This window comes from Thermus albus (assembly GCF_022760855.1).
Taxonomy (GTDB): Bacteria; Deinococcota; Deinococci; order Deinococcales; family Thermaceae; genus Thermus; species Thermus albus.
The window spans coordinates 1-11,140 of the sequence record NZ_JAKTNR010000003.1 but is presented as its reverse complement, the minus strand read 5'-3'; the positions used below and the strand labels follow the sequence as shown (position 1 = coordinate 11,140).

General features: G+C 65.8%; 12 protein-coding genes. 4 read left to right on the top strand and 8 right to left on the bottom strand.

The genetic code is table 11. The features are described 5' to 3' along the window. Window positions 1-2 precede the first annotated feature (2 nt). Complete coding sequence (locus tag L0D18_RS03795) at window positions 3-275, bottom strand: hypothetical protein (protein ID WP_243027461.1); 273 nt, start codon at window positions 273-275, stop codon at window positions 3-5. Window positions 276-388: 113 nt separating this feature from the next. Here L0D18_RS03795 and glyA point away from each other — a divergent pair, with 113 nt between their 5' ends. The 3 genes from glyA (at window position 389) to L0D18_RS03780 (ending at window position 4,781) form a co-directional block, all read left to right on the top strand. After that, complete coding sequence (gene glyA, locus L0D18_RS03790) at window positions 389-1,612, top strand: serine hydroxymethyltransferase (RefSeq protein ID WP_243027460.1); 1,224 nt, start codon at window positions 389-391, stop codon at window positions 1,610-1,612. A 374-nt stretch (window positions 1,613-1,986) separates the two neighbouring features. Continuing rightward, window positions 1,987-3,591 carry a DNA repair protein RecN gene (locus tag L0D18_RS03785; protein ID WP_243027459.1) on the top strand — a complete coding sequence of 535 codons (1,605 nt, stop codon included), beginning with the start codon at window positions 1,987-1,989 and terminating at the stop codon, window positions 3,589-3,591. Next, entirely contained in the window at window positions 3,588-4,781 is a 1,194-nt protein-coding gene (locus L0D18_RS03780) for a GGDEF domain-containing protein (RefSeq protein WP_243027457.1), read from the top strand. The genes L0D18_RS03785 and L0D18_RS03780 overlap by 4 nt, the downstream gene beginning before the upstream one ends. Here L0D18_RS03780 and L0D18_RS03775 read toward each other — a convergent pair. Genes L0D18_RS03775 through gmk form a run of 5 tightly spaced genes read right to left on the bottom strand, consistent with a single transcriptional unit; the run spans window position 4,765 to window position 8,003 of the window. Beyond that, complete coding sequence (locus L0D18_RS03775) at window positions 4,765-5,376, bottom strand: MarC family protein (RefSeq protein WP_243027456.1); 612 nt, start codon at window positions 5,374-5,376, stop codon at window positions 4,765-4,767. The two genes, L0D18_RS03780 and L0D18_RS03775, sit on opposite strands and share 17 nt — an antisense overlap. A 6-nt stretch (window positions 5,377-5,382) precedes the next feature. Continuing rightward, complete coding sequence (gene argR / locus L0D18_RS03770) at window positions 5,383-5,859, bottom strand: arginine repressor (RefSeq protein ID WP_243027455.1); 477 nt, start codon at window positions 5,857-5,859, stop codon at window positions 5,383-5,385. 10 nt (window positions 5,860-5,869) lie between these two features. Beyond that, the gene (coaBC, locus tag L0D18_RS03765) at window positions 5,870-7,060 is read right to left on the bottom strand and encodes a bifunctional phosphopantothenoylcysteine decarboxylase/phosphopantothenate--cysteine ligase CoaBC (RefSeq protein WP_243027454.1); all 1,191 of its coding nucleotides are present in this window, start codon (window positions 7,058-7,060) and stop codon (window positions 5,870-5,872) included. Next, window positions 7,061-7,360, bottom strand: a complete 300-nt coding sequence (gene rpoZ / locus L0D18_RS03760; protein ID WP_243027453.1) for a DNA-directed RNA polymerase subunit omega — start codon at window positions 7,358-7,360, stop codon at window positions 7,061-7,063. Next, the gene (gene gmk, locus L0D18_RS03755) at window positions 7,341-8,003 is read right to left on the bottom strand and encodes a guanylate kinase (RefSeq protein WP_243027803.1); all 663 of its coding nucleotides are present in this window, start codon (window positions 8,001-8,003) and stop codon (window positions 7,341-7,343) included. Before gmk ends, rpoZ begins: the two co-directional genes overlap by 20 nt. A 92-nt stretch (window positions 8,004-8,095) precedes the next feature. Between gmk and L0D18_RS03750 the strand changes: the two genes are divergently transcribed. Next, the gene (locus tag L0D18_RS03750) at window positions 8,096-9,523 is read left to right on the top strand and encodes a glycoside hydrolase family 13 protein (protein WP_243027452.1); all 1,428 of its coding nucleotides are present in this window, start codon (window positions 8,096-8,098) and stop codon (window positions 9,521-9,523) included. Here L0D18_RS03750 and L0D18_RS03745 read toward each other — a convergent pair. Both L0D18_RS03745 and L0D18_RS03740 read right to left on the bottom strand, forming a co-directional pair. Next, window positions 9,520-9,966, bottom strand: coding sequence for a methylated-DNA--[protein]-cysteine S-methyltransferase (locus L0D18_RS03745; protein ID WP_243027450.1), 447 nt, complete (start codon window positions 9,964-9,966; stop codon window positions 9,520-9,522). The genes L0D18_RS03750 and L0D18_RS03745 overlap by 4 nt on opposite strands. Window positions 9,967-9,972: 6 nt before the next feature. Beyond that, window positions 9,973-11,061, bottom strand: a complete 1,089-nt coding sequence (locus L0D18_RS03740; protein ID WP_243027448.1) for a SpoIID/LytB domain-containing protein — start codon at window positions 11,059-11,061, stop codon at window positions 9,973-9,975. Between the last annotated feature and the right edge of the window lie 79 nt (window positions 11,062-11,140).

Here is an 11,140-nt window from a genome sequence, read left to right as displayed (position 1 = left end):
GGCTACCCCCTGGCCACGCCCCGCCTAAGGAAAAACCCCGTCCCCAGGCCCACCAGGAAGCCCAAAAGGAGGAAGATAAAGGCAAAGGCGCCCGTGGAGGCCAGGTGCCAGCCGAAGAACCAGTAGCTGCATACCGCATAGCGCTCCACCTGGACCCGGACCAGCTCCGGTAGGTCGCGGCTACTGGTGAAGTTGATGAGGATAATGGCCAAGAGCAGGATAACCAGGGTCAGCGCAAGCCCCCACTTCAAAATCGGGAGAACACTTCCTTTCATAACCCCAGCTTACCAAGGGAAGCGCCCTCCTTGGGGTCCATCCACCCCTTAAGGCAAGGGATCCAGGGAGGGGGAACCTAGCCCCACCCTGGCCCAGGCCCTATAATCGACCTATGGTCAGGACCAGCTTAAGGGACGAGGCCCTCTTTCGGCTCATCGCCCTGGAGGAGAAGCGGCAGCGGGAAGGCCTGGAACTCATCGCCAGCGAGAACTTTGTCTCCGCCCAGGTGCGGGAGGCGGTGGGAAGCGTTCTCACCAACAAGTATGCGGAAGGTTACCCCGGGGCCCGGTACTACGGGGGGTGCGAGATCATAGACCAGGTGGAAAGCCTGGCCATAGAGCGGGCCAAGGAGCTGTTCGGTGCCGCCTGGGCCAACGTCCAGCCCCACTCTGGCTCCCAGGCCAACATGGCGGTGTACATGGCCCTCATGGAGCCGGGGGATACCCTCATGGGCATGGACCTGGCCGCGGGGGGCCACCTCACCCACGGCTCCAAGGTGAACTTCTCGGGAAAGCTCTATAGGGTGGTCTCCTACGGCGTCCGGCCCGACACCGAGCTCATTGACCTGGAGGAGGTGCGCCGTTTGGCCCTGGAGCACCGCCCCAAGGTGATCATGACGGGAGCCAGCGCCTACCCCCGCTTCTGGGACTTCAAGGCCTTCCGGGAGATCGCCGAGGAGGTGGGGGCCTATTTGGTGGTGGACATGGCCCACTTCGCCGGCTTGGTGGCGGCGGGGCTCCACCCGAATCCCCTTCCTCACGCCCACGTGGTCACCAGCACCACCCACAAGACCCTCCGGGGGCCAAGGGGCGGGCTGATCCTTTCCAACGATCTGGAGCTGGGCAAGAGGATAGACAAGCTCATCTTCCCCGGCATCCAAGGAGGACCCCTGGAACACGTGATCGCCGGGAAGGCAGTAGCCTTCTTTGAGGCCTTACAACCGGAGTTCAAGGAGTATAGCCGCCTGGTGGTGGAAAACGCCAAGCGCCTGGCGGAAGAGCTTGCCCAAAGGGGCTACCGCATGGTCACCGGAGGCACCGACAACCACCTTTTCCTGGTGGACCTGCGCCCCAAGGGCCTAACGGGCAAGGAAGCGGAGGAGAGGCTGGACGCCGTGGGCATCACCGTCAACAAGAACGCCATCCCCTTTGACCCCAAGCCCCCCCGGGTCACCTCGGGCATCCGCATCGGCACCCCCGCCATCACCACCCGGGGCTTCACCCCCGAGGAGATGCCCCTGGTGGCGGAGCTCATTGACCGCACCCTGATGGAGGGGCCCTCCGAGGCCCTCAGGGAGGAGGTTAGGCGGCTCGCCTTAGCCCACCCCATGCCCTAAAGGCCCTAAGTCCGGGGTGGGGGCTGCGTTTCCCCCGCCCCGCTGGCCCCCAAGGGCTTGGTCCTTGGGAGATGTGCCTTTACCCCCTTGCCATACCGGCCGGCAACCCACACCGAAATCACCGTGAACCAGGGGATCCCGCATGCCCGCCATCCCATACCTGGGTAGGTTTTACGCCAAGGAGGAGGGCGCAGGAACGGAAGATCCCTCGCACCTGCGCCCCTAACGCGGAGGAGCTCTGGAAGGGACTGGGGTCCCGATGGCCCCAAGGCCCCTGGCTTCTTCTGCCAACCTCCCCCACCCTGGTACTAAAGGAGCAGCCTTTGGGCACTCCGTGCCAAGGCCGATTCCGCCAAGGACGTAGAATGAAGGGGATGCTGAAACGCCTCGAGGTGCGCAACCTCGCCGTGATCCGCGAGGCTACCTTGGAGCTGGGCCCTGGGCTGAATGTCCTCACCGGGGAAACCGGAGCGGGGAAAAGCCTATTGGTGGACGCCTTGGCCCTCCTCCTTGGGACCAGGACCGAAGGGCTCTTGGGGCCCTTTGGCGATAGCCTCCTGGTGACCGCCTTCTTCCAGGGTGAGGGCGAGGAGCGCATCCTTTCCCGCCGCATCGGAGGCCGCTCCACCCCGCGGATTGATGGGGAGGTGGTAAGCCTCAAAGAGCTGCAAGAGGAAGGGGAACGATGGCTCTCCCTTCACGCCCAGCACACCGCCATCGCCCTCCTCTCCCCCAAGCGGCAGCGGGAGCTTCTGGATGCCCTTCTGCCCCCAGACCTCCTGGAGGCCTACGGGGAGGCTTACAGGAAACACCAGGCCCTCCTGGCGGAAAAACGAGCCCTGGAGGAGGCCTTGAGGGCCAAGGCGGAGCGGGAGGACCTCCTGCGCTTCCAGCTCAAGGAGATCCAGGAGGCGAACCCCAGGCCCGGCGAGGACCAGGAGCTGGAGGCCGAGGCGCAAAGGCTTCGCCATCTGGAAGCCCTAAGAGAGCGCTCAGGAAAAGCCTACGCCCTCCTGGCGGAGGGGGGCGCCTTGGATCTTCTTCAGGCTGCCCTGCGGGAGCTGAGGGCGGGAAGCCGCTTTGACCCAGCCCTGGAGGCCCTAGCCCGGGACCTGGAGGTGGCCCTGGAAGGAGGCCGGGCCGTGGCCCGGGAGCTGGAGGACTACCTGGAAAGCCTGGAAGGAGACCCCAGCCGTCTGGCTCGGCTGGAGGAACGCCTGAGCCTTTTGGAAAGGCTCAAGCGCAAGTACGGGCCCACCTTGGAGGAGGTCCTGCGCTACGGGGAAAGGGCCCAGGAGGAGCTGAAGGCCCTGGAGGGAGGGGAAGAGCGGCTTTTGGAGCTGGAAAGGGCTTTGGCCATGGCCTCGGAGGCCCTCTTCAAGGCCGGAGAGCGCCTTTCCCAAGCCCGCCTCGAGGCGGCAAGGCGGCTGGAAAAGGAGATGGCGGCGGAGCTTCCCACCCTGGGTTTTCCCAAAGCCCGCTTCCAGGTGGAGCTAAAGCCCCTCCCCGAACCCGGACCCCAGGGCCTGGAAGAGGTCCTGTTCCGCTTCTCCGCCAACCCCCACCTCCCCCCCGCTCCCCTTTCCGCGGCCAGCGGGGGGGAGCTCTCCCGCATCGCCCTGGCCCTCGCCCTCCTCACCGGGGCCGAGGCCCCCACGGTGGTCTTGGACGAGGTGGACGCCGGCATAGGCGGGGAGACCGCCTGGAAGGTGGCGGAAAGGCTGGCCCGCCTGGGCCAGGTCCGGCAGGTCCTGGTGGTCACCCACCTGCCCCAGATTGCCGCCCGTGCGGCAAGGCACCTCAGGGTGGCGAAGGCGGGAGAGGAGGTGCGGGTGGAGGTGCTGGAAGGGGAAAAGCGGATACGGGAACTCGCCCGCCTCCTCTCCGGCCAGTACACCGAGGCCGCCTTGGCCCACGCCCGCCTTCTTCTGGAAGGAAGCGGCCAGCCTAGCCAAGGTTGGGTGGAGGCGCAGGAGTGAATCCCCTCGAGGCCCCCTACCCCGTCTATCTTGTCCGGCAGAAACCGGGCTCCCAGGAACAGGAGGTGGTGCGCAACCCCCTGGCCGAAGGCCTTCCCCTCCCCCAAGGGGACATCCTGGAGGTGGGGGCAAAGGCCTACCAGGTGGTGCGCCTGCCCGCTTGCGAGGGCACCTACCTGCTTCTTCACGAGGTCAGCCACCTGGCCGTGCGGGCCAAGGCCTACCAAAGCCTCCTCCAGGTGCTGAAGGGGCTCATGCAACACGAGGAGCCGGAAGGCCTTCTTAAGGACCTGATCCGCGAAGCGGTGGCGGTGGTGCCGGGAGCCGAGGCGGGAAGCATTCTCCTCAGGGAAGGGGGGTTCTTTTACCTGGTGGCCCAGGAAGGCTTCAGCGAACGCCTTCTCATGGCCCGCACCTCCCTCCAGGAGGAGCTCTTCTGGTACGGCCTGGGGGTGGACAACTGGCAAAGGGGCCGCCCCCGGGTGCTGAAGGGGGAGGAGGTGCGGTACCTTTCCAGCCTGAGCACCACGGAGGCCCGCCCTCTCTTCTTTGAGCACGGCCGCCTTTTGGAGATTCAGGCCACCCTGGGCCTGCCCATCCTTCTGGAGGGGGAGGTGTTGGCCACCATGAACCTGGACAGCTTCTCGGACCCCGAGGCCTTCAGCCCCCTTTCCCTGGAGCTGGCCCAGGCCTTTGCCCTAGAGGCTGCCCTCCTCCTCAAGGCCCTTAAGGAGCGCCAGGCCTTGCAAGAGGCCGCCCGCACCGACCCCCTTACGGGCCTGGGAAACCGCCGAGCTCTGGAAGAGGCCTTTTCCCAGCTAATCCAAGAGGCCCGCACCCTGGGGGAACCCCTGGCCCTGATCTATTGGGACCTCAACGGCCTTAAGGCCCTCAACAACCAGGAAGGGCACGCCGCCGGGGACCAGGCCCTGAAAAGCCTGGCCCAGGCCCTAAGAAACCTTTCCCGCCGCCAGGACCTGGCCTTCCGCATCGGGGGGGATGAGTTTGTGAGCCTCCACCTGGGCCTAAAGGGGGAGGAAATCCCTCTTCTCATCGCCCGCCTCCAGGAAAACCTCCCCTATTCCGTGGCCGCAGGGGGCCTGGTAGCGGATCGGGAAGACCTGGGAAGCCTCCTCGAGGAGGCGGACCGGCGCATGTACCTGGCCAAGAGGGCTAAAAAAGGGCCTTGACCCCGTCGGCCACGTACTGCACCGCCAAGGCCGCCAGGAGAATCCCCAAGACCCGGGTGACCACGTTCACCCCCGTGCGCCCCAGGGCCCGGCGCACCTGGGCGGCAAGCCGAAGGAAAAAGTAGGCCAGGGCCAGGACCAGAAATACCGTGAAAAGGACCACAACGTAACCCAGGGGCTCCTTCCGGGCCTCTGCGGCCAGGATGAGGACGCTGGCCAAGGCTCCGGGACCAGCGATCAAAGGGATGGCCAGGGGAAAGACGGAGATATCCGTCCGGAGGCGGGCCTCGTCTTTCTCCTCCTCCGTTTCCCGCTCGTGGTGGGCAAACACCATCTCGGTGGCGATGCGGAAAAGGAGGATGCCCCCGGCGATGCGCAGGGCCTCGAGGCTGATCCCCAGGTAGCCAAGAAGCCCCCTTCCGAAGAGAAAAAAGGAGACCAAAAGCCCCCCCGCCACCAACACCGCCTTCCTGGCGATCTGGGCCTGCTTCCTCGGGGGGCGGTCCCCGGCCAGGGCCAGGAAAACCGGCACCAGCCCCACCGGGTCCATGACCACGAAGAGGGTGAGGAAGGATTTGAGGAAAAGCTCCAGCACGAAAGCCTAAAGGCGCATCTTCCCCGCCACGAGAAGCTCCCCGAACTCCTGCTCCAAGGCCTTAGCCCCCTCCTCGGTGCGGGCCACCACCAGGATGGTATCCTCCCCCGCCAGGGTGCCCACGATCTCGTCCCGCTTAAGGCGGTCCAGCAAAAGGGCAATGCCCGAGGCGTGGCCTTCTGCGGTCTTCACCACCAGGATATTCCCTCCCCGGTCCACGTCCTTGACGAAAAGGCCAAACTGCCGTTTCAGCTCCTCATACACGTCCTCGGGGAGCTCCACGGAAGGCAGGGCGTACTTGTGCCGCCCCTTGCCCAGGGAAACCCGGGCCAACCTCAGCTCGGCGATGTCCCGGCTCACCGTGGCCTGGGTCACCGCAAAACCCAGCTGCCGCAGGCGTTCCACCAGCTCCTTCTGTGTGCCGATCTCCTCCCGGCTCACGATCTCCTGAATGGCGCGGTGCCGCTCCGCCTTGTTCCCCATAACCACCCCTTTAATCTTTCCAAAACTCTTTGACCAAATCCAGTATACGGTCCGCCACCTGCCGCTTTTTCATACGGGGAAGCTCCAGCACCCGACCATCCCGGAGGATAAGCACCACCTCGTTCTCCACGCTGCCAAAACCCACGCCTTCCCGGTTAACCCAGTTGAGGACGATGAGGTCCAGGTTCTTGCGGTGGAGCTTTTCCCTGGCCCGCTCCAGGCCTTCCCCGGTCTCCATGGCAAAGCCCACCAGGACCCTTTCCCCCTTGTTCTCCCCAAGCTCTTTAAGGATGTCGGGGTTGGGAAGGAGGCGGACGATCTTCTCCGCCGCCACCTTGGGCTCCTTCTGCTGGCTCACCTCCGCCGGGCGGTAGTCGGCCACCGCCGCCGCCATCACCACCGCTTGGGCCCAAGGGTAGCGTTCTAGGATGGCCTGGCGCATCTCCAAGGCGCTTTCCACCTCCACCCTCTCCACGCCCCAGGGAGCGGGCAAGGCGGTGGGCCCGGAGACCAGGACCACCTCCGCCCCCCTATCCCGGGCGGCCTCGGCCACCGCGTAGCCCATGCGGCCCGAGGAGGGGTTGGAGAGGAAGCGCACCGGGTCCAGGTACTCCCGGGTGGGGCCGGCAGACACCAGAAGCCTCAGGCCCTTAAGGTCCTTGGGGGTGAGGAAGGCCTGAAGCCTCTCCAAAAGCTCCTCGGGCTCCAGCATCCTTCCCCACCCTTCCCCCTCCCCCACCGCCGCCAAGGGTCCGTAAGCGGGGCCGAAGATAGCGTGGCCCAGCTCCTTCAGGCCCTGGACGTGTCCCTGGGTCTGGGGGGCCAGCCACATGGCCTCGTTCATGGCCGGGGCCCAGGCCACCCGCTTGGCCCCCGCCAGGAGGGTGGCGGAAAGGAGGTCGTCCGCCAAGCCCAAGGCGGCCTTGGCCATAGCGTCCGCGGTGGCCGGAGCCACCAGGACCACCTCGGCCCAGCGGGCAAGCTCAATGTGCAGGGCCCGGCCATCGGGCCGGAACCAGGCCTCCTCCGTGGCCACCTCTCCCCCGGCAGCCACCGCCAGGGAAAGAGGGGTGACGAACTCCAAGGCCCTGGGGGTAGCCAGGACCCGCACCTGGTGTCCCTGGGCCCTGAGGAGGCGGAGAAGGTGGGGGGCCTTGATGGCCGCCACCCCCCCCGTAACCGCCACCAGGACCCGGGCCACCTACTCCTCCTCTTCCACCGGGTAAAGCTTCTCCATCTCCCTCTGCAGGCGGTCCTCGGGCACCAGGTTCTCCCCGAAGATCAGCCTCCCCGTCAAAAGCTCCTTCATGGCCCAGGTGACGGGGTTGGGGTCGTCAAAAAGGCCCTCGAGGGTCCGCATCTTGGGCCTCTCCTCCGGCTCCAACACCGTGTTCTTAAAACGGTGGCGCAGAAGCTGCTCCGCCCGCTTGGCCACCACCACGGTGAGCCGGTACTTGGAATCCACCATGCCAAAAAGCTTGTCAATCCCGGGTTCCGCCATAACTCCTCCGCAGAATCTCGTCCAGCTCCGCTTCCAGGTCCTGATCCCGCTTGAGGGCCCTCTCCAAGGCGGCGCCCATCCTGGGGGTGCGCCGCCTCTCCGCGGTAAGGATGGCCAGGAAATCGGCCACCGCCTCCTCCAGCACCTCGTTCACCACCACATAGTCAAAGAGGCGGGCGTTTTGGATCTCCCACTCCGCCTGCTTCAGCCGCTTCTCGATCTTATCGGGGCTATCCTTGCCTCGGTAGACCAGGCGCCGCTTCAGCTCCGAGAGGGAGGGGGGCAGGAGGAAGATGAGAACCGCTTCGGGCATCTTCTCGCGCACCTGCAGGGCCCCCTGCACCTCAATCTCCAAGAGGACATCCTCCCCCCGGGCCAAGGCCCGCTCCACCGGGGCCCTTGGGGTGCCGTAAAGATGCCCCACGTACTCGGCATACTCCAAGAATCCATCCTCCCGCAACAGGGCCTCAAAGCTGGCCCTATCCACGAAGTAGTAGTCCACCCCATCCCGTTCCCCCGGGCGAGGGGGACGGGTGGTCATGGAGATGGAGTAGAAGAGGCGGGTGCGTTCCAGCACCTTGGCCCGCACCGTACCCTTCCCCACCCCACTGGCCCCGGTCATGACGAAAAGCCGCCCACCCATACCCCTCACCCCGGGAGGATACCAGAAGGCCAGGGCCAGGGGCAAGGATTTTTGTGATCCAAGCACCTTTGGAAGGTGGTACACTTGGGCCCATGGCCTGGTACGAGGGCGCTTTCTTCTATCAGATCTTCCCCGACCGCTACTTCCGGGCTGGTCCCCCGGGCAAGCCCGCCCCCACGGGGCCCTTTGAGCCCTGGGAGACTCCCCCCACCCTTAGGGGGTTCAAGGGGGGTACCCTTTGGGGCATCGCGGAGAAAATCCCTTATCTGAAGGACCTGGGGGTGGAGGCCCTTTACCTGAACCCCATCTTCGCCTCCACCGCCAACCACCGCTACCACACGGTGGACTACTTCCAGGTGGATCCCATCCTAGGGGGCAACGCCGCCTTCCGCCACCTGGTGGAGGTGGCCCACGCCCACGGCATACGGGTCATCCTGGACGGGGTTTTCAACCACACGGGAAGGGGGTTTTTCGCCTTCCAGCACCTTTTGGAAAACGGGGAGGCAAGCCCTTATCGGGACTGGTATTATGTAAAGAGGTTTCCCCTTAACGCCTATGGCCGCCACCCCAACTACGAGGCCTGGTGGGGTAACCCCGAGCTTCCCAAGCTCCGGGTGGAAACCCCAGCGGTGCGGGAGTACCTCCTGGACGTGGCGGAGTACTGGATTCGCTTCGGGGCCGACGGCTGGCGCCTGGATGTGCCCAACGAGATCCAAGACCCCGAGTTCTGGCGGGCCTTCCGCCACCGGGTAAAAGGGGCCAACCCCGAGGCCTACATCGTGGGCGAGATCTGGGAGGAGGCCGACTTTTGGCTCCAAGGGGACATGTTTGACGCCACCATGAACTATCCCCTAAGCCGGGCCCTCCTGGGCTTCGTGGGAGGGGAGGTCCTGGACCAGGAGCTTGCCGCCCGCTCGGGCCTGGGGCGGATCGAGCTCTTGCAGGCCCTGGCCTTCAGCCACCGCCTGGAAGGCCTGTTCAGCCGCTACCGCCCGGAGGTGGTGCGGGCCCAGATGAACCTCCTCACCTCCCACGACACCCCCCGCCTCCTCAGCCTTCTTAGGGGAAGCGTGGAGCGGGCCAGGCTGGCCTTGGCCCTCCTTTTCCTCCTACCCGGAAACCCCACGGTCTACTACGGGGAGGAGGTAGGCATGGAAGGGGGCCACGACCCCGAGAACCGGGGAGGTATGCTTTGGGAAACGGGCCGCTGGAAGGAGGAGATACGGCAAACCGTGCGGCGCCTGGCCCGCCTGCGCCAAGAACACCCCGAGCTCCGCAGCGCTCCCTATGGGCGGGTCTACGCCGTGGACGGGCACCTGGCCTTCACCCGGGGGCCCTACCTGGTGGTGGTGAACGCCACCCCCGAGCCCTTTCGCCAGGACTTTCCCCTCCATGGGGCCCTGCCTCGAGGCGCCCAGGCCGTGGACCTGCTCTCGGGTAGCTTCTGCATCCCCACGGGCGGAAGGCTTTGCGGGCCCGAGCTACCCCCTTTCTCCCTGGCCGTCTGGGTGGAGGTCTAGGGCCAGACTCCCTCAAAGTGCAGAAGCCAGGCCTTAAGCCCCTCCTGCCCGGCAAACCCCCCCAGGCGGCCATCGGCGTGGATTACCCGGTGGGCGGGCACCAGGAGGAAAAAGGGCGAGGCCCGCATCCCCGCCCCCACCGCCCTGGGGGATAGGCCAAGCTCCCGGGCCAGGCTGCCGTAGCTCTCCGTGCGCCCATACGGGATCAGGCGCACCCGTTCGTAAAGGGCTACCCGCATGGGGGAAAGACCCTCATAATCCAGGGGGATATCCAGAAAGTCCGGCCTTGCCCCAGCGAAGTAGGCCAAAACCCTCTCCCGCACCGCTTCCGCCAAAGGCCCTCGAGCCTCGGGCCCCCGGGGGAAAAGGGCCGGCTCCAGAACCCGCACCCCCTGAGGGCCCACCTGGAGCCACAGGCCACCGATAGGGGTAGGAATCCACATGGCGCCTTAGCGGGAAGCCCAGGGGAGCCCCGCAAGTCCACCCAGCAGGAGGTCCGAAAGGAAGGTGCCGGGGAAGTAGTGCCCAAGGATCTCCCGGTACCCGTACCCTGCCTCCGCCATGCCCTTGGCCCCCCACTGGGAAAGCCCCACCCCGTGCCCCGCTCCCCGGCCCAAAGCCTCCCAACCCTGGAACTCCACCAAAGCCGAGGGCAGGCCCAGGTTCCGCACCAACCGCTGGGCCTCCGGGCCCTGCACCTCCACCCCAAGGAGCCTAAGCCGCCACACCCGCCCCGAGGCGCTCCGCTCCAGGACCACCGGGGCTTCCGCCACCCCCCCTTTGGGTCCATAGCCCATGTACTTCAAGAGGGCCGCGGCCCTCTCCGGGCTCACCGAAAGCCGCCACCGGCTCCTGGGGCCCTGGGCGTAAGGGTCCGGGCGAGGCCGCAGATAGGGAAGGGCCCTTTGAAAGACCTCCTCGCTCCCTGCGGTCATTCCCCCGGAATCCGCATGGTAGAGGGCGGATATGGCCCGCCCCTCGTAGCTCAACACCTTTCCCCAAGTGGCCCTAACCGCCTCCTTGTGCCGGAGGGTTTCCACCTCCAAGCCTTGGTACACCTGGCAAAGCTGGCTGGCGCAAAGGTCATAAGGAGCCTGGGGATTCAGGCGGTTTACGGCGAAGGTCCGGGCCACCACCGCCTGGGCCTTGAGGGCCTCCAGGGGAAAGCTTTCGGGCATCTCGGCGGGAAGGACTCCCAAAAGGTAGTCCTCCAAAGGCACCAGGTTCACCACCAAAAGCCTTCCCCCTTGGGCCAAAAGGCGCACCCCACCCCGGTAAGACCGCCCTTCCAGACGGAAATAGGGTCCAGGAAACTCCCAAAGGGGCTGGACCCTGCCCTCTACCCAGACCCCCTGGGGCATGCTCCGGACCCGCACCACCCCCTGGACTTCGGGTAGAAAGAGGGAAACCTCCCTTCCCTCCGCTATTTCCTGGAGGAGAACCCTGAGGGTAGGCCCCGCCGAGGCCTCCTCCTGGGCGTGGGCCAAGAAAACCCCCAGCAAGACCCATACCAGGATGCCCTTTAACCCCTGCACCATACCTTGCCCCCATCCTACACCAGGAACTTAGAGAAAAGGGGGGTGTGGGGGGCTATAATCCCCCGGTTTTCAAACCGGG